This is a genomic window from Mesorhizobium sp. DxT (assembly GCF_058448885.1).
In genome coordinates this window covers 655,536-676,751 of sequence record NZ_JBZFLJ010000001.1, presented here as the reverse complement: position 1 = coordinate 676,751, position 21,216 = coordinate 655,536, and the positions used below count along the sequence as shown (strand labels likewise).

Below are 21,216 nucleotides of genomic sequence, written 5' to 3'. Positions count from 1 at the left end.
CTAGTGCTTCCCTGCGGCGGTGAGGATGGTGCGGGCGAGCTCGATCAATTGCCGGTCCGCTCCCGCCGGGCCGAGCAGCGAGATGCCGAAAGGCGCATTGTCGACCTTGCCAAGAGGGATCGTGATTTGCGGGAAGCCCGACAGGCCCGACAGGCACAGCAATCGCAAAGCGCGCTCGCGATAGGCCTGAAGATCGTCGAAGCCGAGATCCTTGCGCGGCGCTGCTCCCGGCACCGTTGGAAGCAAGAGGATGCCGTCGTCGCCGAGCAGTTCGTCGAGTTCGTCGCGGAAGGCGCCCCGCTTTTCCGATTCTTCCGAGGCCGTCGCGTCGGTTACCTTCGAACCGAACTCGAAACGATCCTTGACGCCGGGGCCGAGCCCGCGTTCGCCAGCCGAAATCCAAGTGCCATGGGTGGCCCATGCTTCATGGGCCTGGAGCTTGCGGAACGACCAGTAGAGATCGTCAATCTCCTGCACGAGCGGCGGCGCCTCGCGGGGTACATCGAGGGTGGCGGCGATAATGTCCACCATGCGCGCATATTCCGTCGCTTCCCTGTCGCCAAGCGTCAGGGCGTCCAGTGATGCCAGGTTGAGAAAGTGGTGCTGTCGTGTGGTGTTGTCGGTAGGCAGCATCACATTGGCCACGCGTTCGTAGGTGGCGATGTCCCTGGTGAACCAGCCGAACGTATCGAAGGAAGGCGCGAGCGGCATCGCATGGTCAAGCGAGATGAGGCCGTGGGTCGGGCGAAGGCCGATCAGGCCGCAGAAACTTGCCGGTGCGCGTATGGAGCCGCCGGTGTCAGAACCGATCGCGATGTCGGCGAGGCCGCCGGCCACCGCCGCGGCAGAGCCTGACGATGAACCGCCGGTGACGCGGTCGGGGGCGGCCGGATTCACCGGCTCGGGATAATGCGCGTTCTGCCCCATCAAGGAGAAAGTCAGTTCATCCGTCTGCGTGCGGCCGACGAATCGCGCCCCGGCATCCAGCAAACGCTGGATCGACGGAGCCGTCTCTTCGGCGACCGGCGCTTCCGCAAGCTTCTGTGGATTGCCGCCACCCGTGCGCTGGCCTGCAATATCGTAGATGTCCTTCACCGCAAGCGTCAGACCCGCCAGCGGCCCGTCTGTGGCGTTCGCCGCGGGCGCATCGGAATGATCGAGAAACGCGTTGAAGGGATCAGGGGGGTTCGGCATTGTTCGACCTCAGGAGACAGTGCGTGCAGCTTCGTTCAACGATTATTTTTTTTCAAGCGCAGCTGAAAAATACGTTGATTGTGACAGCACTTATCCATATATCGCGCTTGCCCAAAGTCGCACGTGCCTGTGGGTGTCCGCCGTCCCCTCGTTCGGTGAGGAAAACGGTAAGGTACCTGGAGCCAACCACTCCAGTCGGTCAGACGGCCAACCGCCTGAACCGAGGACACCTTGAAGCAACGACGGTGCGGGCCTTTCTGGTGTTCTGCCGGTCGTCCAAAGACCGGGGTTACTGAAGAGGCACACCTTCATTGCCGGCAGTGCGGAGGGTTTCTCCAAAGCTGAGGCAGACAAAGCGAGCAACCGCCGCAAGGCGATGGCTCACCGCCGCGTGACGCGCGTTTTCATGGTCCGGTGACTCCACCGGCTGGACCCTGAGCCGACGCATCGCGCCCTTTGTCCACCGCCCGTCCGTGGCCGCGCGCCGAAGACGGGAGCTTGAGATGAAGCGGCCTGTGCCGCGATCGGAGAAACCCATGGCCACGCAGCGCATCCTCGACTTCCTCGCCACCCGACGTCCGGCCGGCCCCTGCCTGGTCGTCGATCTCGATGTCGTGAGCGACAATTTCCACGCCTTCGAGCGCGCCCTGCCGAGCTCGAAGATCTACTACGCCGTCAAGGCCAACCCGGCGCCGGAGATCCTGCGTCTGCTCGCAGGCCTCGGCTCGTCCTTCGACACCGCTTCGGTCGCCGAGATAGAGATGGCGATGGATGCCGGCGCGCCCGCTGAACGAATCAGCTTTGGCAACACCATCAAGAAAGAGCGCGACATCGCACGCGCCTTCGAGCTCGGCGTCCGGCTGTTTGCCGTCGACTGCGTCGAGGAAGTGGAGAAGGTGTCGCGGGCAGCGCCCGGCGCGCAGGTGTTCTGCCGCGTGCTGACCGACGGCGAGGGCGCCGAGTGGCCGCTGTCGCGCAAGTTCGGTTGCGTGCCGGCCATGGCCATCGACGTGTTGCGCCACGCCCATGCGCTTGGCCTCGACGCCTATGGAGTTTCCTTCCATGTGGGTTCGCAGCAGACCGACCTGTCGGCCTGGGACAAGGCGCTGGGCGATGCCAAGGCCGTGTTCGCGACGCTTGCCGAGGAAGGCATCGTGCTACGCATGGTCAACATGGGCGGCGGCTTCCCGACGCGTTACCTCAAGGATGTGCCGACCGCACAGGCCTACGGCGAAGCCATTTTCGGCGCGCTGTCGCGCCACTTCGGCAATCGCCTGCCCGAGACGATCATCGAGCCGGGCCGCGGCATGGTCGGCAACGCCGGTGTCATCAAGTCGGAGGTCGTGCTGATCTCGCGCAAGGCCGACAACGACAATGTGCGTTGGGTCTATCTCGACATCGGCAAGTTCGGCGGGCTTGCCGAAACGATGGACGAGGCGATCCGCTATCCGATCGTGACGCCGCATGACGGCGGCGAAGTTGCGCCCTGCGTGCTCGCCGGTCCGACCTGCGATTCCGCCGACGTGATGTACGAGAAGACGCCCTATCCGCTGCCGCTGTCGCTGACGATCGGCGACGAGGTGCTGATCGAAGGCACCGGAGCCTACACCACCACCTATTCGGCAGTGGCGTTCAACGGCTTCGAACCTCTGCGATCCTACGTGATCTGAGGCAGCGAGCCTGCCTCGGATCCTGCTGCGGCGGGCGCATGCGCCCGCCCGGCATTGCTCGTGGAATTGATGTCCGCTTGTGAAGGATTGCAGAGATGGACTTCATGAATCTGCTGGCCGATGCCGGCATGATCACCCCCTCATCCGACGTTTCGCGCCCGCTTCTCCCCCGGGGGGAGGAGAGGCCGGCGGCGATTGCGCCCTGTTCTTCCCACGGGGAGGATACTGGCTCGCGCACAGCGCCGGATGAGGGGGGCACCTATGTCATCGGCATGGAACGCGCCGACGATGTGGCGGCCCGCGAAGCGTTGCTCGATCGTGCCATGGGTCCGGGCCGCCGGCGCAAGTCTTCTGAAAAGCTGCGCCGCGGCCGCAGGCCTTCGGAAGGGCTCGACCTTGTCGCGAAGGATGGCGACGGCACACTGGTAGGGACGGTGCGACTGTGGAACGTCCGCGCCGGCGAGGGCGGTCCTGCCGCGCTTCTGCTCGGCCCGCTCGCCGTCGATCCCGCGGTCAAGTCTGCCGGGATCGGTTCGGCGCTGATGCGCCATGCCATCGGCGAGGCTGCCCGGCTCGGCCACAGCGCCATCCTGCTGGTGGGCGATGCCGCATATTACAGCCGTTTCGGCTTCTCCAGCGAGAAGACCGGCAAGCTCGCAATGCCCGGGCCCTACGAGCGCGAGCGCTTCCTGGCGCTGGAACTGGTGGATGGCGCACTGGACGGCGCCAGCGGGGTGCTCAAGGCTTCCGGCCGCAAGGCAAAGCCCGCGCCGATGGCGCGGGCTGCGTAAGCGGGCTCATGACGTGCGTCGGAGTCTAGTCGGTGACCGCGTAGCTTTCCGTTTCGCAAAGATCCGTCGTGTCCTCGATGCTGTCGCCATCTTCGAACACAACGCGAAGGTCGTATTCGCAAGCCCTGCGGCCGTCGGCGATCGTCACGCGAGCGGATTCTCCCGATTCTAGCACATCGCGGCCAAGGATATCCTCCTCCCACTCGCCGACATCACTGGGTGACGCGTAGAGTTCGACGACCGTGTAGCTGCTGTTGTTGTCGAAGCGAAATACGAGATCGTCCGCAAATGCCCCAGCCGGCATCAGAACGGCGACCGCCGCCAGCGACATGTATTTGAAAGAAAACATGAAATCACACCCCAGAATGCACAATTGCATCCGGCTTCTACGGCACTTTCAAGCGGCCGGGAAGCGACGCCTTAGGGGGACGCAAAATATTTGCTTATCAGGATGGGCATACAAGAAAAAAGGCGGCCGAGGCCGCCTTTTTTCTTCGGGAAACTGGAGGTCTATGCGATCAGAGCACCTGGCTGAGCTGCATGGCGATCGACATGTCGCCCTCGACCTTCAGCTTGCCCTGCATGAACGCCATGGTCGGGTTGAGATCGCCCGAGGTGAGGGCCAGAAAATCGTCCTTGGACATGGTGATGGTGCAATCGGCGCCGGAATCTTCGGTGGACACGGACTGGCCGTCGATCACGATGACACCGTCATCGCCCAGGTCGAACTTGACCGATTTGTCGAAGCCGCTTCCCGCGACGCGTTCGCGAATCTTGTCTGCAATGGCGTCAAGGCTCATGGATCATCTCCTTCGGAGGCGGCCCGACGAGAGGCCGCTGTTTACAGGTGGGTTCAGATAGCAGGCGATTGACGTTTACGTCAACGTGATTTAGCGTTCCTCGAACCGCCAATGGGAGGAGGCCACGGTGGGCTACCGCAGCGTGCTGCGCAAGGATTGTTTCGCAGGCGAGACCCACATCGTCACCGGTGCGGGCAGCGGTATCGGTCGTTGTGTCGCCCACGAGCTGGCGAGCCTGGGGGCGCATGTCGTCCTGACGGGGCGCAAGCAGGACAAGCTCGATGCCGTGGCGGACGAGATTGCCCTCGACGGCGGGCAGGTGTCGACCGCAGCATTCGACATACGCGACGAGGATGCGGTGCGCGATGCGATCGCGGCAATCGTGTCGGAACGCGGCCAGCTCCACGGTCTCGTGAACAATGCCGGCGGCCAGTTTCCCGCACCTATGCAGAGCATCTCGAAGAAGGGTTTCGATGCCGTCGTCGCGACCAATCTCACCGGCGGCTTCCTCGTCATGCGCGAGGTGTTCGTGCAATCCATGCAGGCACATGGTGGCGCGATGGTGAACATGGCCGCCGACATGTGGCGCGGCATGCCGGGCATGGCGCATTCGGGCGCCGCGCGCGCGGGCATGGTGAACCTGACCAGGACCGCTGCCTATGAATGGGCGCATGCAGGCGTGCGGATCAATTGCGTTGCGCCGGGCTGGGTGGCGTCGTCGGGCATGGACACCTATGACGGCATGACGCGCACACTTATTCCGCAGCTCAAGAATCACGTGCCGCTCGGGCGGCTGGCGATGGAGGCTGAGGTATCTTCCGTCATCTGCTTCCTGCTGTCTCCTGCCGCCGCATTCGTCACTGGCGTCACGATCCCGATAGATGGCGGCGCGCCGCTCGGCTCAGCCCTGTTCCCGCTGGGCAAGGGACGGGCTACGAAGCCGTTCGACGGGTTTCATCGTGCCGTCATGCCCGCCGTGCTTGCGGACGAGGAAGGCTGATGCCGGCGCTCGCATCGGCACTGGACACGCGCTCGGATGCCTTCCGTGCCAATGCGCTGGCAATGGGCGAAAAGCTTTCCGAGGTTAGACGCCTGGAAGAGGCGGTTCGCCAGAATTCCGCTTCGAGGAAGACGCGTTTCGACGAGCGGGGGCAGTTGTTGCCGCGCGAGCGCGTCGAACGCCTGCTGGATCGCGGCCGGCCGTTCCTCGAATTGTCGACGCTCGCCGGCTACCGGATGCACGACGATGATGGCGGCAGGAACATCATGGGCGGTGGAACGATCGCGGGCATCGGCGTCGTCGGCGGCCGGCGCTGCATCGTCTCTGCTTCCGACAGCGGCATCAAGGGCGGCACGATCCCGCCGATCGGGCTCAAGAAGTCGCTGCGGCTCCATGAGATCGCGTTCGAAAATCGCCTGCCGTTGATCTATCTGGTCGAAAGCGGCGGCGCGAACCTGCTCTATCAGGCGGAGATGTTCGTCGAAGGTGGCAGGTCCTTTGCCAATCAGGCCCGCCTGTCAGCGGCCGGCATTCCGCAGGTCGCTATCGTTCACGGGTCGTCGACCGCCGGCGGTGCCTACCTGCCGGGGCTGTCCGACTATGTCGTGCTGGTACGCAAGCGCTCCAAGATTTTCCTTGCAGGGCCGCCGCTGGTGAAGGCGGCAATCGGCGAGGACGCCGACGACGAGTCGCTGGGCGGAGCCGACCTGCACGGCAGCGTCACCGGGCTTGGCGAATATGTCGCCGAGGACGACGCACAAGCGCTGGCCTATGGCCGGTCGATCATGGAGCATCTCACCTGGGACGGGCTGCCGGATCGCAGCGCGGCACCGGAACCGCTGTTCGATCAAGAAGACCTCCTGGGGATCGTGCCGGCGGAGGAGAAATCTCCGTTCGACATGAAGGAGATCATCGCTCGGATTGTCGATGCCTCCGATTTCCTTGAGTTCAAGGCCGGTTATGCGCCTGATACTGTTTGCGGACATGCGGCGATCGAGGGCGCAAGGGTCGGCATCCTGGCCAATAACGGGCCGATCATGCCGTCGGGCTCGCTGAAGGCGGCGCAGTTTATCCAGCTCTGCGACCAGACAGGAACGCCGCTCGTCTTCCTGCAGAACACTACGGGCTACATGGTCGGGTCGGTGGCCGAGCGTGAGGGCGCGATCAAGCACGGCTCCAAGATGATTCAGGCCGTCGCCAACGCCCGGGTGCCGAAGTTCACGATTCTCATCGGTGGATCCTTTGGTGCCGGCAATTACGGCATGTGCGGGCGTGGTTTCTCGCCGCGCTTCATCTTTTCCTGGCCGTCGGCGCGCACCGCCGTCATGGGCGGCGAGCAGGCAGCGAAGGTCATGGAAATCGTCGCGCGCGGCAAGGCTGCGCGGGAGAGCGTCGAGGTTGACGAGGAAGCACTGGCAAAACAGAGCGGCATGATCCGCGCGGGCATCGAGGCGCAGTCCGGTGCGCTCTTCGCCACCGCGCGGCTGTGGGATGACGGCATTATCGATCCGCGCGACACGCGGCGTGTGCTGGGGCTCTGTCTCTCGATCGCGGCGGAAGGCGAACGGCGGACGCTGCGTCCGAATGCTTTCGGTGTTGCGCGTGGGTAAGGAACGATCCGCGTAGCGGGCGCCAGTGGAAATCTTGGGAGGAACCAGATGCAATTCACGGCCGAGCACGAGAACTTGCGCCGCACCGTGGCGAAGTTCGTCGAGACGGAAATCAATCCGCATGTGGATGCGTGGGAGGCGGCGGAAGAATTTCCGTCCCATGAGCTGTTCAAGAAGCTAGGCGATCTCGGGCTGCTCGGCATCAAGTACGACCCCGCCTACGGTGGCCTCGGCCTCGACTTTTCCTATTCGATGGTAATGGCGGAGGAACTGGGGCTCGTGCATTGCGGCGGCGTGCCCATGGCGATCGGGGTTCACACGGATATGTGTACGCCGGCGCTCAATCGCTTCGGCTCCGACACGGTAAAGGAGGACTTCCTGGCGCCTTCGATTGCGGGTGACGTCGTCGGTTGCCTCGGCGTTTCCGAGCCCGGCGGCGGCTCGGACGTCGCGGCGGTCAAGACGACGGCGCGCAAGGACGGCGACGACTATGTCATTTCCGGCACCAAGATGTGGATCACCAACGGCATGAAGGCGGACTGGTGCTGCCTGCTTGCAAACACGTCGGAAGGGCCGGTGCATCAGAACAAGTCGCTGATCTGCGTGCCGATGGATACCAAGGGCATCACGAGGCAGAAGATCCAAAAGATCGGCATGCACTCCTCCGACACCGCGCAACTCTTCTTCGACGAGGTGCGGGTGCCGCGCCGCAACCTGATCGGTCAGGAGGGCGGTGGCTTCATGATGCAGATGCTGCAGTTCCAGGAAGAGCGGCTCTATGCGGCGGCGAGCGCGCTGAAGGGTTTCGATAGGCTCATCGACCTCACCATCGACTACACACGCGACCGCAAGACTTTCGGCAAGCCGGTGCTGGACAATCAGGTCGTCCACTTCCGGCTAGCCGAATTGCGCACCGAGGTCGAGGCACTGCGCGCGCTGACGTGGAGCGCGATCGAGCAATATGTAGCGGGCGCCGACGTCACGCGGCTCGCCTCCATGGCCAAGCTCAAGACCGGCCGGCTGGCACGCGAACTCACCGACGCCTGCCTGCAATATTGGGGCGGCATGGGCTACACGGCCGACAATCCGGTCAGCCGGGCCTATCGCGACACGCGGCTGGTTTCCATCGGCGCCGGAGCGGACGAAATCATGCTCGGCATCATCGCCAAGCTCGAGGGTACGCTGCCGGGCACAAGCAACAAGGCAAGGCCGAATTGAGCCGATGATCCGCACCCTTCTCATCGCCAATCGCGGCGAGATCGCCTGCCGCATAATCCGCACCGCGAAACGAATGGGTATCGGCACCGTCGCGGTCTTCAGCGACGCGGATGCGGATGCGTTGCATGTGCGCATGGCCGACCGCGCCGTGCACATCGGCCCGGCGCCGGCCGCGCAGTCTTACCTGCGGGTCGAGGCGATCATCGAGGCGGCCAGACAGTACGGAGCGGATGCGATCCATCCCGGCTACGGCTTTCTGTCCGAGAATGCGGATTTCGCTGAAGCCTGCTTGGCGGCGGGTATTGTTTTCGTCGGTCCGCCGGTTGGGGCTATCCGCGCGATGGGCGACAAGGCAAACGCCAAGGCATTGATGCGCGCGGCAGGCGTGCCGGTGGTGCCGGGCTATGATGGCGACGACCAGTCGGACGCAACGTTCGCAGTCGAAGCCGAACGCATCGGTTTTCCGGTGCTCGTAAAGGCGTCCGCAGGCGGTGGAGGTCGCGGCATGCGCCGTGTCGGTTCCGCTGGTGAGCTTGCAGGCGCGCTGGAGAGCGCGCGCCACGAAGCCGCCGCGGCCTTCGGCTCCGACAGACTGCTGCTCGAGAAGCTGATCGAGGATGCGCGGCACGTCGAGGTGCAGGTGTTTGCCGACAATCACGGCACCGTCGTTCATCTCGGCGAGCGTGACTGCTCCACGCAAAGACGGCACCAGAAGATCATCGAAGAGACGCCGTCGCCTTTCGTCGATGCACCGATGCGCCAGGCCATGACCAAGGCGGCCGTGGAAGCGGCTCGTGCAGTGAACTATGCAGGGGCGGGGACGGTGGAGTTCATCGTCGGGTCCGATCGCACTTTCTTCTTTCTCGAGATGAACACGAGGCTGCAGGTCGAGCATCCCGTTACGGAGATGGTCACCGGGCTCGATCTCGTGGAGTGGCAATTGCGGGTGGCGGCCGCCGAGCCGCTGCCGCTTGCGCAGGAGGCAATCAATTATTCGGGGCATGCCATCGAGGTACGCCTGTGCGCGGAAGACCCGGCTGCCGGTTTCGCACCGCAGACAGGCAAGGTACTCTACTGGCGCCCGCAAGCGGCGACGATCCCGGGGGTGCGGGTCGACCATGGCATCGACGAAGGCGGGGAGGTCAAGCCGTTCTACGATCCGATGATTGCCAAGGTGATCGCCCATGCCGCAACGCGCGAGGAGGCGGTCGCGACGCTCGCCCGGGCGCTTCGCGCGACCCCTCTGCTTGGTGTGGTTTCCAACCGACGCTTTCTTCTCGAACTGCTCGAAAGTGAGGTATTCGGCAGCGGCGCGATGACAACGGGTGTGCTGGATGCGGCAGAGCGGCCGACGATTACGCCGGCGGACGAGGATTTTGCCGCTGCCGTTTCTGTTCTGGCGCTCGCGGACGGCGACGACTGGTTTTCTTCGACCGGGCGCAGGCGTTGCCCTATCACGCTTCGTGTGGGCGAGACGACCAAGGAGTGCGCGGCCGTTTTCGAGCGGAGGCGACTGGTTTCGGTAGACATCGGTGAGGCGAATATCGCCGCGTCGTCAATCGAGAGGCATGGCTCGGCGCATGTGCGGGAAGGCCGTATGTTGTGGATTGATCGGGCGGGCCGAACGTTCCGGTTCGACGAACCGGACCCGATGCAGCGCGATGCTGCGGCTGCCGACGGCCGGGCGGTGGTATCACCCGTCGCCGGCCTGTTGCGGCGCGTCGACGTTGCCGTCGGCGATACCGTCCGCTCTGGCACCGTCGTCGGCATCGTGGAGGCCATGAAGATGGAAACCGCGCTGACAGCCCGCATGGATGGTGTCGTAGGAGCCGTGAAGGCCGCTGCTGGCGATCAGGTGCGGGCTGGTGAGGTCGTCATCGAGATTGCCGCCCCGGAATAGCCGCGTGTCGAAGTTCCTGCCAACATGAACGCATCTTGAGTCTTTGGTTCTATATTGTTATGATGAATAACAATATCGGGAGGAGCCTGATGCCGATCGTGTCCGTTCCGGGCATGCGTCCGGTGCGCATGGGCGCGCTGGCGGTGGATATGGAGCGCCGCGCCGCCGGCGCCGCCGTGTTGCGGTCGAGGCAAGAACTCGGCCCCTATCCGCGCTCCATGATCGACTGTCTCGACCGTTGGGCCGACGAAGCGCCCGAACGTACCTTCCTCGCTGATCGTGGCCCTGACGGGCAGTGGCGGCATTGCAGCTACCGTGAGGCCAGAGAACATGCCCGCGCCATTGCGCAGTATGTTCTCGATCTCAATCTCGATGCAGACAGACCTGTCGTTGTCCTTTCCGGCAACGGCATCGAGCACGGGCTGATTGCGCTCGGCTGCATGATGGCAGGGGTGCCGTTCGCGCCCGTGTCTCCGGCCTATTCGCTGGTTTCGACCGATCATTCAAAGCTCAGGCACATCTTCGGACTGCTGACGCCGGGTCTGGTTTTCGCGGCGGATGGACAGCCCTTCGAGAAGGCGGTTCGGGCTGTTCTTACAGAGGACATGCAGCTTGTTTTCGCCCGAGCGCCGGTCGAAGGGCTGACGGCGGCAAGCTTCGACGACATGCTTGCAACAAAACCTACCGATGCAGTTGCGCGCGCCAACGCGGCGGTCGGCGGGGACACGATCGCCAAGTTCCTGTTTACGTCCGGCTCCACCGGTATGCCAAAGGCGGTGATCAACACCCAGCGCATGTTGTGCTGCAATCAGGAGATGATCGCGACGGCGCTCGCATTCCTGCGCGACGAACCGCCTGTCATGGTCGACTGGCTGCCGTGGAACCATACCGCTGGCGGAAACCACAATTACGGCATCGCGCTCTACAATGGCGGAACGCTCTACATCGATGACGGCGCACCGACGCCTGCCGGCATTGCCCGGACGGTCCGCAATCTCGAGGAAATCGCGCCGACACTCTATTTCAACGTGCCGAAAGGCTACGAGATGCTGAGCGAGCATCTCTCGGCGAACGAGCGATTGCGGAAGACGTTCTTCTCGCGCGTTAAATTACTTCAATACGCCGGTGCGGGGCTGGCTCAGCACGTCTGGGACGCATTGGAGCGGCTGGCGCAGGAGGCTGCCGGCGAGAAGATCATGATCGTGACCGGATACGGTTCCACCGAGACCGCGCCCTTCGCCTCGACGACGACATGGCCGGTCACGCGGCCCGGCGAAGTCGGCTTGCCGGCTCCCGGGCTGGAACTCAAGCTGGTTCCTGCAAGCGAGAAGCTTGAGGTGCGCATGCGCGGCCCGAGCATCACTCCGGGCTACTGGCGTCAGCCGGAAAAAACCGCCGAATGCTTCGACGACGAGGGCTTCTACCGTATCGGCGATGCGCTGAAATTCGTGGATCCGGAAGAGCCCAACAAGGGGCTACTCTTCGACGGCCGCGTGTCGGAAGATTTCAAACTGTCGACCGGCACCTGGGTGAACATGGCCGCTGTGCGCGGCGCTCTGATCCGCGGTTGTGCACCGTTGGTGCGAGACGTGGTGCTGACAGGGCTCAACCGCAATCACATCGGCGCGCTGCTGTTCCTGGATGTCGATGCCGCGCGGAAGTTGAGCCCCGTTCTGGCGCAGTCGACGGAAGCGGAACTGGCGGCAAGCCAAGCGGTTCGTAGCGCCATCTCCGGAGCGCTGGATCATATGGCGCAACAAGCCACCGGGAGTTCGAACCTCGTCGCACGCGCGATCGTGCTCGACAGTCCACCCGCGATGGACGCGAACGAAATGACCGACAAGGGATCGATCAACCAGCGCGCGGTGATGGAAGCGCGCGCGACGCTGGTGGAGGACCTTTACGCCGATCCCGCTCCACCGCACGTGATCGTGGCGAAACGCTGAGCCGCGTCAGGCCGGTTTTTCACCGAGGAGACGGCCAAGCAAATCCAGCAGCGTCGCGCGGGCTTCCGGCCCGCCGAGGCGTTCGACGAGGCGTTCTTCATGCGTGCGCCATACGGTGCTCATCTTGTCGACGAATCTGGTGCCCTCGGGCGTGAGGTGCAGCGAGTGCGAACGCTTGTCGCCTTCTGCCTTGCGCCGCTCGGCCAGACCACGCCGTTCGAGGCTATCCATCAGCGCCACGAAGTTCGCCCGCTTTATGCCGAGCTGTTCGGCGATCTCCGTCTGTTTCTGGCCCGGTGTGCGGGCAATGAGCGCAAGTACGGAGAACTCGGCCGGGCGCAGCTTCATCTTCTCGAAGGTTTCGATGAAGTCCTGGAAAACGAAGAGCTGGGCCCGCCGCAGCTTGTAGCCGACGATCTCGCCCATCTCCGGAATCCCGGCTGGAACACCCGACCCTGCGTTCTTTCCGTCTTCGCTCTTACCCGCCATGAACCCTCAATCCGTTTGCCGCGATAACCGCGACCTGGGTGAAACAACCGGAATTCGGTTCATGCGTTGCCGACGCTCGAATCGCGGCTGCGTAAGCCAGTGTAATGCGCGTTCACGGCCGGGTGAAACTTGTTTTGCCGAGATGCCCGATTTGTAGGCAACTCACTCGACGCGCGACAGGAAAGCAGCTATATTGTTATATAACAAAACAATCCAGGGAAGAGCGATTAAGCCGGAAGTCATGCGGTGAAGGCTCGTTGTCGGGAGAACCATGAAAAAAGACGAACCGGTACTTCTGACCTGCGTGGAAGGTCCGATCGCCCGCCTGGTGATCAACCGTCCGGGAAAACGAAACGCGATCAACGACGCGCTTCTGCGGGCTCTCGGAGGTTTCTTCAATGACATTCCCGATGGGGTTCGTGCCATCGTGCTCAGCGGAGCGGGCGGACACTTTTCATCCGGACTGGATCTGTCGGAGCAGGTCCAGCGTGAGCCCGAACAGGTGATGAAGCACTCCCGCGGCTGGCACCGGCTGATGGACACAATCCAGTTTTCAGGTGTGCCGGTGGTTGCGGCCCTTTCCGGCGCCGTGATGGGCGGTGGGTTGGAGATCGCCAGTACCGCGCATGTGCGGGTGGCGGAACCGTCGACCGTTTTCAGGCTGCCCGAAGGCAAGCGCGGCATCTTCGTGGGTGGCGGCGCGACGGTGCGGGTGGGTCGCATACTCGGCCCGGACAGGATGACCGAGATGATGCTGACCGGGCGCAGCTATAATGGCGAGGAGGGGTGTAGGCTGGGGCTTGCCCATCATCTGGTTGGTGAAGGCGAGGCTCTGGCCAGGGCCGAGGAGCTGGCGCGCGAGATCGCCGGCAACGCCTCGCTGGTCAACTACCTGATCATCCAGTCGATCGCCCGCATCGGCAACATGTCGCACGATGACGGCCTCTACACGGAAAGCCTGAGTGCGGCGCTGTCGCAGACCGGTGCCGACGCACGGGAAGGGCTCAAGGCATTTCTGGAAAAGCGCAAGCCCCGCTTCGGCTGACCTGTCAGTGGCCGGTCGGGGCCGCTGTGGAAACCGGCGTGGGGGTGGACTGGCTGATCGAGCTCGAACCGGCTTCGTCCTTCGGCAGGAAGTCGACCTGTTCGACCAGAACCTCGCGAATAAGCTCTTCGCCGAGCCGTTCGTTGACGCCCGTGCGGATGCTTTCGCGGAAGGAATCGATATCCAGATCATCGCGCTTGGTGAAATCGATCTCGGGGCTAGCGTAAAGCTGCGTGTAGATCTGGTCAGCCAGCAGCGCCTCGGCGGGAAGCTTGAGCGCGGCGAGCCGTTTGCCTTCAGCGGTGAAGACGAGGCGCACGAGGAAATAGCCGTAGACTTTTCCCCGATCGAACACCGGGACCGAAATGATCCCGGTTTTCACATAGTCGAGCCCCTGGAACGCGGTCGCCTCGGCTTCCGCCGTTTCCTGCGGCTTTTGCGCCGACTGGAACGAATAGAGCAGCGCGCCGGTGGTGGCGATGCTGATCCACAGGGCGGCGACCATGAACTTTATCATGGCTGTTCGGCCATCCTGCCGAACTCGCTGGCCGTATATGTGCCGTCAGCTTCCGCGCGCTGAATTGCATCCTGCATCAGCGCAGCGACCTCTGTGACAGCGTTGAGATGAGCCAGGATCGCGGCCTCGTTGGCCGAGAGCTTCTCGCGCAGACGGATGATGCCGTGACGATGCTCGTCGCCGAGCCCCGTTGCGCCGAGGCCTGAAACGGCCTTGTTGAGTTCATAAAGGTAACGGCTCTTGCGAAGGTTCGAGGCCTTGATGTCGAAACGAACATCCGTACGGATGGCTGCCGTTTCGGCATCCACGGTTTCTTCGATGCGGCCAAGGATGGCAGAGAGATTCATGAGCGCTGCTCCCGAATTGTCTTCATTCGGATCCTCTGGCTGCATGAATTCCGCGTGGTCTGGCATAGAGCTTTTCTCATCTGACTCTGACTGAAATTAGCGGCTGCTGGTGACGGAAGGCGGCATCGCGCGCTCCTCGTCGATCGATTGGGCGGTCATGCGCTGGATTTCCTGCACCAGCGCAACCGAGAGCATCTCCTGGGCATCTTGCTCCGCGCGTTCCGGCGATGACTCGCGCACCGGTCCCTCGACCGTTGACTTGCCCTGGGCACGGTAATGGTCGCCCAGGATGCGGTTGGCGATGCCGATGCCGCCGCGCTCGGCCATCACGTCACCGAGCTGCTGGGCGAGAAGCGATTGCCACATCTCGCCGGCCATTCCCTGTCCGTAGACGGATTCGGTGTCCTTCGGCAGCATGGACTGGATGAAGGTCTGCAGGACGACGGCTTCGAACTTCTGGAAGGCGTCGGCCGCCGGCGACTTGTGATCGGCAGGCATGCGTGCGGCGGTGGCCGAAGGTGTTCCCGTCGGCTCGAACCTGGCGGCGTCGACCCGCTGGCTCGCCAGCGAGGCAAGGCGCGTCCGTGCTGCTTGCGCGGCGGCAGGATCGGCCGCCCGCGCCACATCCATCACGATGTCGCTTGGGGGTGAAATCGCCAAAGGCAGGACCTCCCAACGTGTTGATTTCGATTTTGCGAATATGGCGTGACAAGCTTGTGGCAGGCTTACTTTGGGTCGGAAAGCTTGCATTCGATGGTTTCGAGTTGCTCTTTCTCGGCGATTTCCCGCTCTTCCAGGCGAAAAGCCTCACGATAGGCGCGCTCGACGATGTTGGTGCGCGCAGTGGCCGTGGCCACGTGAGATGCTTCCTGCTGCGCCCGGTCATTTTCCCGTGCTTCGCGTTCCATGGCGGCGCCGATTCGCCGGTTATAGAGGTCAGGAAACAGGCCGGGCATTGGCGAGGCTGCATTGAGCGCCTCCAGCATCTCACTCGCTTCCTGCCGGGCTGCTGCGGCATGGGACAGGTGCGTCGCATGCTTCGTCTCGTGCAGTGCCTTGATCTGCTGCTGCAGCCGTACGAGGCGTTTCAACCTTTCCGCGCGTGTCGTCACCTCAGCCTCCGAGCGTCGTGGGCATGAACCCGTCAACGAACAGGCTGAGCATGATACCGATCCCGAAATATAGAAGGATGAGGCAGCCTGCGATCAGGAACGGCATCGAGACGAAATAGACGGGAATCTGCGGCGTTAGCTTGTTTACGAAGCCGACGGCGAGATTGACCAGGATCGCGTAGGCGATGAAGGGGCTGGCGAGTCTCAGCGTGATGTAGAACGATTGCGACAAGGTGTCGACGAGGTCGATCAGCGCCGATTGCGCACCGAACGTCCCCGAAACCGGGACAGCTTCGTAGGAAAGAATCAGAGCTTTCAGGATTTCATGGTGGAAATCGAACACGAACAGCAGAAGCAGGGCGCAGAGCGTAATCAGCGCGGTGAGCGCGGCTTGCGGCTCGTTCTCCTCGACGACCGTTCCCGACATGCCGCCAAAGCCACCGGTCATGGCAATTGCCGAGCCGGCGAATTGAAGCGCCAGCACATAGAAGCGCGTGACAAGGCCGATCGTCGCGCCGACCAGGATCTCCGAAGCCACCAGCAGGAGCATGCGATCCGGCTCGCGGTCGAGATGCGGGATGATGGAGCCCCAAAGGTGCGCGAGCAATGCCCAGGTGACGGCGAGGGCAACGAAGAGCCTCACATGCATCGCCACCCGCGCGCTCGAAAAACCGGGCATCAGCATGAAGCATGTGCCGATGCGGCAGAAGGCGAGGAATGCCGCAAAAACGATCGTCTCGAGGTTGAGACCGTTCAGCATTTCCCTCGTGCCTAGGAAATGGAACCGAGGACGCGCACCTCAACGCCACGCGCGATCTCCACGTGGGAGAGCACCGGCAGCGTGGCGAAGAGCCGCTCGATGATCATGCGCACATAGGGCCGGGCATCCGGCGCGGAGACGAGCACGAATCGCTCGCCGGCATCAAGGTGCTTGCGCACGGCCTTGGTCGCCTCGTTGCCGAATTCCTCCAGCAGCCGTGGATCGATGTCGAACTCGCGGATCTCGCCCTTGGCGTCGCGCTTCAGTGCTTGATGGAATGCGAGGTCCCAGCGATTGCCGAGCCGCAGCACCTTAAGCACGCCTCCTTCGGTGAGGTCCCCGCAAATCTGCTGCGCCATGCGGATTCGCACGTGTTCGACGATCTGCTCGGTGCGGCGCACATGCGGTGCGATCTCCGCGATCGCCTCGATGATCAGGTGCAGGTTGCGGATCGAGACGCGTTCGGCCAGCAGCAGCTTCAGAACCGCCTGCAGGCCGGGGTAGGAAATGTGCGACGTGCAGACCTCGTCGATCAGCTTGCGATATTCCTGATCCTGCCGCTCGATCAGTGCCTTCATGTCCTTGTAGGACAGAAGCTGCGGCAGGTTGTTGCGAATCACCTCCGAGAGGTGGGTCAGCAGGACCGACATGTTGTCGGCATAGGTGAATCGCTCGCGCTTCAGGTCTTCGGCAAACATCTCCGAAACGGAATAGGCGCGCATGCCGAAGGCCGGCTCGCGCACTTCCTCGCCGGGAACCTCGGGGAGCGGGCCGTTGCCCAGCAGGACCGTCACCTCTCCAACACGCATATGATATTCGGCAACGACCGTGCCATGAACCTTGATCTGGTAGCTCTTGGGCGGGATCGAGAAATCGTCGGTCAGCCTGACCTCCGGCACCACGAAGCCGTACTGGGTGGCGAATTTCTTGCGCATCTTGCCCATGCGGAAGGCAAGTTCCTGATGGGATGCAAGCAGGCGCATGGAAAGCTGCTTGCCCAGCAGCAGCTCGATTTCGGCCGTCTTGAGGGACGACTTGATCGACTGCTTTTCTTCTTCCTGTTTCGCTTCTTCCAGCTCTTTCTCGATCGCTGCCTGCGCATCTTCGTGCTTCTTGCGCTGAAGCGGAATGACGTAAGCAATCAGAGCCAGGCACATGGCAAGCGCCATGAACGGGATGGCGGGCAGGCCGGGCATCAGGCCAAGAGCGAACATCAGCACCGCGGCAACAGACAGGGCCCGAGGATAGGCGCCGAGCTGCCCGAATACGGCTTCGTCCGTGGCTCCGCGCGTACCGCCTTTTGAAACGACGAGGCCAGCCGACAGCGAAACAATCAGGGCAGGGATCTGGGTGGCAAGACCATCGCCCACCGACAGCTTGACGAAGATGTCGGCCGACTCGCTCATGCCCATGCCATGGCGCGTGTAGCCGATCGCTATGCCGCCGACGATGTTGATGACGGTGATGATGAGGCCGGCGATAGCGTCGCCGCGCACGAATTTCGAGGCACCGTCCATGGCACCGAAGAAGGAGCTTTCCTCCTCCAGTTCGCGGCGGCGGCGCTGCGCTTCCTTGTCGTCGATGACACCGGCCGAGAGGTCAGCGTCGATCGACATCTGCTTGCCGGGAATGGCGTCGAGCGTGAAGCGCGCGCCGACTTCCGCGATGCGGGTGGCGCCCTTGGTGATCACGATGAAGTTCACCGTAATCAGGATCAGGAAGACGATGAGGCCGATGACGAAGTCGCCGGCCATGACGAGGTTCGAGAAGCCGCCGATGACATAGCCGGCGGCATTTGTGCCCTCGTCGCCATTCGACAGGATTGCGCGCGTTGTCGCGATCGAGAGCGCGAGCCGCAACATGGTGACGATCAGCAGGATCGTGGGGAACGACGTAAAGTCGAGCGGCCGCTGCATCCATAGCGCCACCATCAGGATCAGCACGGAAACGGCAATCGAAAGCGCAAGCCCGAAGTCGATCAGAAATGGGGGAATCGGCAGAAACAGGATCGACAGGATCGTGATGATGCCGACCGCGAGCGCGATATCGCGACCGTAGTTCTTGACTTGCGGAAGGGATACGCTTTCGCTGAGTGCCATGCCTGACCGACCATTACCTGTTCAAGGGCGTGCGCGAACACACACGCCGCCGGCCAGAGACTATGCTGCCAAGCTTGTGCGAAAATGAGGTGGGAAGGCTGCGCGCCGGAGCTGGGTCAGAAACCCGTCTCAATGCGCTGGAACATCACGTTGGTGAAGCCGGCAATCTGCGCGCCGACGAACGGAGCCGAAAAAGCGACCGCCAGAAGGATCGCAACGATCTTCGGCACGAAGGTGAGGGTGATTTCCTGAACCTGCGTGAGCGCCTGGATGAAGGCGATACCGACACCGACGAACATCGCCACGGCCACGGCCGGGCCGGATGCAGTCAGGACGGTCCAGACCGCATACTGCGCGATGTCGAGAGCGTCGGCTTCGTTCACGCTGCCTGCTCGTCGCCGGGCTGTTCGTCGTCACCGGGCGTTTCGTCTCCCGGCGGCGGGGTGTAATCCGCATCCCGGATGATGACGCCGGGCGTGATCGCCAGCTTTTCGCCGTCATCCAGGACGGCCACGATCCCGTCGGAATAGATTTCGACCTGCCGCACAACGCCGCTGATTTCGCCGTCCATGCTCTCGACGACCTTGCCGATAAGGCCGGTCGCCTGAGCCATCGTCGACGCCTGCAGCATCTCGGTGAGCTTCTTGTTGATCTCGACCGACTGCTCCACCTGCGAGAAGGTTGCAAGCTGGGCGACGTAGTCCGTCGAATCCATCGGCGCCGTCGGGTCCTGGTTCTTCATCTGGGCAACCAGGAGCTGCAGGAACGCCTTGTAATCGACCGACTGCGGCGTGCCCGTAGCGTTCTGCGTGGTCGCCATGGTATTCGTGATCGCCGAAATGTTCATGGTCCTACTCCGCTGCGGTGAGGACGAGGGGCGCGACCGGCGCGCCCTCGTTGGCGAGAATTCTGGCCTCTGCCGGATAAAGGCCGCGTAGCGCCTTCAGCGCTTCGTAGACGTGGCCTTCGCTGACGAGGCGGTCGATGTCCTTGAGCGAGGCAAGGATCTGGTGGTCGGAGAAACACGCAAGCAGCAGCGGCAGCGACCGGCGAAGCATGTCGCGCGCCTCGGGAGCGCCATCCGGATTCATCAGGATGATCTGGATGATGAAGTAGAGCTGCCTGAGCGGCGTGGTTGCGTCTTCGGCCTGAAGCACATGGCCTTCGAGGAGGAACTGAACGTCGTTCAGGAACTCGAGGGAGACCTTGCGATCCGTCTTGATGACGGCGCCGTTGATGTAAATCTTCTCATTGGCCTTGAGCGTGATCTTGAACGTATTCTTCATTGAATACCGTCGCGAATGATCTGCGAGACCTCGATGAGCCCCTCGAAATTGTCGGAGCGGCCCTGCCGGACCTCTTCGGCCTCGCGCAGCAGCCAGAGGCCTATGGAAATCAGGTTTGCGCGCAGCTCGTGGGGCAGCTCGTTGTCCTCGCTGCCGAGGTCCTCGACGAACGTCGTCCAGACGCGGTTGAGAAAATAGATCGCCCTTGTGGATTCGATCGACTTCGTACCCTTGTCCCTCGCCTCGACGAGCAGGTCGATAGACCGCGACAGCAACTGCCTTTCGCGATCCTTGGCGTCTGCCACGGAGTCGGTCTGTACTTCGGCGTAGGAGAATTGATACATGCGTCTTCCGTGTTGTCTGACTTGTTCCGCGTCCAGGTCTGCGCCTACAGGTAACGAAGCAGGCTGAGCTGCTGCAGCCGTGCCGTCAACGAATAGGAAATCTCGATCTGCGCGAGGAGGCTGTTGACCCTCGTCGATGCCTCGGCGGGATCGACACCCTCCATCTCGGTCAGGCTTTCGGTGAACAGGTCGACCTGCATGGACATGCGATCGTTTGCCCTCTCGATGCGCTGCTGCGTGATGCCGGTCGCGCCCTGCTGGTTGGCGAGATCGTTCACCACTTCACCCAGCAAGGCGATGCCGCGATCCAGCGCCGCGGTGCGTGCTGCTTCGCTCATCGATCCGTCAAATGTTGCCGAAACAACCGCCGCCGCCATGGCCAGCTTGCGGAAGCCCGGAATGTTTGCCGAAACCGAAGTCTGCGCGGTCTCGGTCAGCGTGATGCGCGATGTGATCTGCTGATCGGTCGCGTTCGACCAGTCGTCCCACCCGGCTCCAAAGAATTGCGGCGCTGCCTGGTTGTCCAGGAAGTCGTTCATCTGCGCGTCGGTGATGCCAGCGGCGGCCGGATCGTTTGGCGGGAAGCCGAAATAGGTGGAAAATGCCGTATCGAAAGCGGCACGGTTCGGTGAAGCCGGATCGAGAAAATCGTTGAGCGGCTGAACGTCCGTGTTGATGCCGGCGAAGAGATGCTCGCCGTTGAGATTGCTGTTGAGCACGGACGACATCAGGCCCAGCACCTGATCTGCCTGCTGCTTGATGATAGCCGGGTCGGACGCGCCGGAAATGCCGGTCGTGTATGCGGCCAGCAAGTCGTTCGCGGCTTCCGTGAGTTGCTGCAGGCCCAGCTGGGTGGATTCCAGACGCGATGCCGCGAGCTGATTGGAATCCTTCAGTCCGTTGAGTCTTTCGATATCGCGGTTGAGGGAAACCGACACGCCAGTGCGTGCGCCCAGCGCCAGCCCGACATCGGCCACGCGCCAGGTATTTGCTTCCTTCTGGGCGACGATCAGATCGGACTGCATGCGCAGCAGCTGATAGCGCATGGCCTGAGTGATAGCCTGAGATGATACGAAAGAGACCTTCAT

The 21,216-nt window shown here is 62.8% G+C and carries 22 protein-coding genes and 1 pseudogene; 8 read left to right on the top strand and 15 right to left on the bottom strand.

Features of this window, described 5'->3' with window-relative positions:
• Positions 1–1,194 carry an amidase gene (locus tag ACVJNE_RS03210; RefSeq protein WP_499562875.1) on the bottom strand — a complete coding sequence of 398 codons (1,194 nt, stop codon included), beginning with the start codon at positions 1,192–1,194 and terminating at the stop codon, positions 1–3.
• A 536-nt stretch (positions 1,195–1,730) separates the two neighbouring features.
• On the opposite strand from ACVJNE_RS03210, the gene ACVJNE_RS03205 reads away from it, so the two are divergent.
• Both ACVJNE_RS03205 and ACVJNE_RS03200 read left to right on the top strand, forming a co-directional pair.
• Positions 1,731–2,864 (top strand): type III PLP-dependent enzyme, encoded by a 1,134-nt coding sequence (locus tag ACVJNE_RS03205; RefSeq protein WP_173193201.1) that lies wholly within the window; start codon positions 1,731–1,733, stop codon positions 2,862–2,864.
• Between the two features lie 272 nt (positions 2,865–3,136).
• Positions 3,137–3,655: a GNAT family N-acetyltransferase gene (locus ACVJNE_RS03200; protein WP_499563206.1), complete on the top strand. Its 519-nt coding sequence runs from the start codon at positions 3,137–3,139 to the stop codon at positions 3,653–3,655.
• Positions 3,656–3,680: 25 nt separating this feature from the next.
• Here the strand turns inward: ACVJNE_RS03200 and ACVJNE_RS03195 are convergent, their stop codons facing one another.
• Both ACVJNE_RS03195 and ACVJNE_RS03190 read right to left on the bottom strand, forming a co-directional pair.
• Entirely contained in the window at positions 3,681–4,004 is a 324-nt protein-coding gene (locus ACVJNE_RS03195; protein WP_173193197.1) for a hypothetical protein, read from the bottom strand.
• 169 nt (positions 4,005–4,173) lie between these two features.
• Positions 4,174–4,455 (bottom strand): SCP2 sterol-binding domain-containing protein, encoded by a 282-nt coding sequence (locus ACVJNE_RS03190; RefSeq protein WP_173193196.1) that lies wholly within the window; start codon positions 4,453–4,455, stop codon positions 4,174–4,176.
• 127 nt (positions 4,456–4,582) lie between these two features.
• Between ACVJNE_RS03190 and ACVJNE_RS03185 the strand changes: the two genes are divergently transcribed.
• The 5 genes from ACVJNE_RS03185 to ACVJNE_RS03165 all read left to right on the top strand — a co-directional run bounded on the left by ACVJNE_RS03185 (position 4,583) and on the right by ACVJNE_RS03165 (position 12,129).
• Complete coding sequence (locus ACVJNE_RS03185) at positions 4,583–5,455, top strand: SDR family oxidoreductase (protein WP_499562872.1); 873 nt, start codon at positions 4,583–4,585, stop codon at positions 5,453–5,455.
• Positions 5,455–7,065, top strand: coding sequence for an acyl-CoA carboxylase subunit beta (locus ACVJNE_RS03180; RefSeq protein ID WP_499562870.1), 1,611 nt, complete (start codon positions 5,455–5,457; stop codon positions 7,063–7,065). The genes ACVJNE_RS03185 and ACVJNE_RS03180 overlap by 1 nt, the downstream gene beginning before the upstream one ends.
• A gap of 48 nt (positions 7,066–7,113) precedes the next feature.
• Complete coding sequence (locus ACVJNE_RS03175) at positions 7,114–8,283, top strand: acyl-CoA dehydrogenase family protein (protein WP_499562868.1); 1,170 nt, start codon at positions 7,114–7,116, stop codon at positions 8,281–8,283.
• Between the two features lie 4 nt (positions 8,284–8,287).
• Positions 8,288–10,183 carry an acetyl/propionyl/methylcrotonyl-CoA carboxylase subunit alpha gene (locus ACVJNE_RS03170; RefSeq protein WP_499562866.1) on the top strand — a complete coding sequence of 632 codons (1,896 nt, stop codon included), beginning with the start codon at positions 8,288–8,290 and terminating at the stop codon, positions 10,181–10,183.
• 89 nt (positions 10,184–10,272) lie between these two features.
• Entirely contained in the window at positions 10,273–12,129 is a 1,857-nt protein-coding gene (locus ACVJNE_RS03165) for a feruloyl-CoA synthase (protein WP_499562864.1), read from the top strand.
• Between the two features lie 6 nt (positions 12,130–12,135).
• Here ACVJNE_RS03165 and ACVJNE_RS03160 read toward each other — a convergent pair whose 3' ends face one another.
• Positions 12,136–12,555: a MarR family winged helix-turn-helix transcriptional regulator gene (locus tag ACVJNE_RS03160; RefSeq protein ID WP_499562862.1), complete on the bottom strand. Its 420-nt coding sequence runs from the start codon at positions 12,553–12,555 to the stop codon at positions 12,136–12,138.
• Between the two features lie 334 nt (positions 12,556–12,889).
• Here ACVJNE_RS03160 and ACVJNE_RS03155 point away from each other — a divergent pair, with 334 nt between their 5' ends.
• Positions 12,890–13,663, top strand: coding sequence for a crotonase/enoyl-CoA hydratase family protein (locus ACVJNE_RS03155; RefSeq protein ID WP_499562860.1), 774 nt, complete (start codon positions 12,890–12,892; stop codon positions 13,661–13,663).
• Positions 13,664–13,667: 4 nt separating this feature from the next.
• Here ACVJNE_RS03155 and ACVJNE_RS03150 read toward each other — a convergent pair whose 3' ends face one another.
• The 11 genes and pseudogenes from ACVJNE_RS03150 to ACVJNE_RS03100 all read right to left on the bottom strand — a co-directional run bounded on the left by ACVJNE_RS03150 (position 13,668) and on the right by ACVJNE_RS03100 (position 21,216).
• Positions 13,668–14,180 (bottom strand): hypothetical protein, encoded by a 513-nt coding sequence (locus tag ACVJNE_RS03150; protein WP_499562858.1) that lies wholly within the window; start codon positions 14,178–14,180, stop codon positions 13,668–13,670.
• Positions 14,177–14,527: a hypothetical protein gene (locus tag ACVJNE_RS03145; RefSeq protein WP_312860662.1), complete on the bottom strand. Its 351-nt coding sequence runs from the start codon at positions 14,525–14,527 to the stop codon at positions 14,177–14,179. The genes ACVJNE_RS03150 and ACVJNE_RS03145 overlap by 4 nt, the downstream gene beginning before the upstream one ends.
• 96 nt (positions 14,528–14,623) lie before the next feature.
• The gene (locus ACVJNE_RS03140) at positions 14,624–15,187 is read right to left on the bottom strand and encodes a rod-binding protein (protein WP_368804850.1); all 564 of its coding nucleotides are present in this window, start codon (positions 15,185–15,187) and stop codon (positions 14,624–14,626) included.
• 65 nt (positions 15,188–15,252) lie between these two features.
• Entirely contained in the window at positions 15,253–15,639 is a 387-nt protein-coding gene (locus ACVJNE_RS03135) for a hypothetical protein (RefSeq protein WP_499562856.1), read from the bottom strand.
• A gap of 1 nt (position 15,640) precedes the next feature.
• On the bottom strand, positions 15,641–16,399 hold the full coding sequence (fliR, locus tag ACVJNE_RS03130; protein ID WP_499562854.1) for a flagellar biosynthetic protein FliR: 759 nt from the start codon (positions 16,397–16,399) through the stop codon (positions 15,641–15,643).
• An 11-nt stretch (positions 16,400–16,410) separates the two neighbouring features.
• A complete protein-coding gene (gene flhA / locus ACVJNE_RS03125) occupies positions 16,411–18,498 on the bottom strand; it encodes a flagellar biosynthesis protein FlhA (protein WP_499562852.1) in 2,088 nt (695 codons plus the stop codon).
• Between the two features lie 116 nt (positions 18,499–18,614).
• Complete coding sequence (fliQ, locus tag ACVJNE_RS03120; protein WP_173193174.1) at positions 18,615–18,881, bottom strand: flagellar biosynthesis protein FliQ; 267 nt, start codon at positions 18,879–18,881, stop codon at positions 18,615–18,617.
• Positions 18,882–18,955: 74 nt separating this feature from the next.
• A pseudogene (gene flgD, locus ACVJNE_RS03115) lies at positions 18,956–19,345 on the bottom strand (flagellar hook assembly protein FlgD); the annotation flags it as partial.
• 4 nt (positions 19,346–19,349) lie between these two features.
• Positions 19,350–19,784: a flagellar biosynthesis repressor FlbT gene (flbT, locus tag ACVJNE_RS03110; RefSeq protein WP_499562850.1), complete on the bottom strand. Its 435-nt coding sequence runs from the start codon at positions 19,782–19,784 to the stop codon at positions 19,350–19,352.
• Complete coding sequence (flaF, locus tag ACVJNE_RS03105) at positions 19,781–20,128, bottom strand: flagellar biosynthesis regulator FlaF (protein ID WP_173193169.1); 348 nt, start codon at positions 20,126–20,128, stop codon at positions 19,781–19,783. Before flaF ends, flbT begins: the two co-directional genes overlap by 4 nt.
• 44 nt (positions 20,129–20,172) lie before the next feature.
• Entirely contained in the window at positions 20,173–21,216 is a 1,044-nt protein-coding gene (locus ACVJNE_RS03100; RefSeq protein ID WP_499562848.1) for a flagellar hook-associated family protein, read from the bottom strand.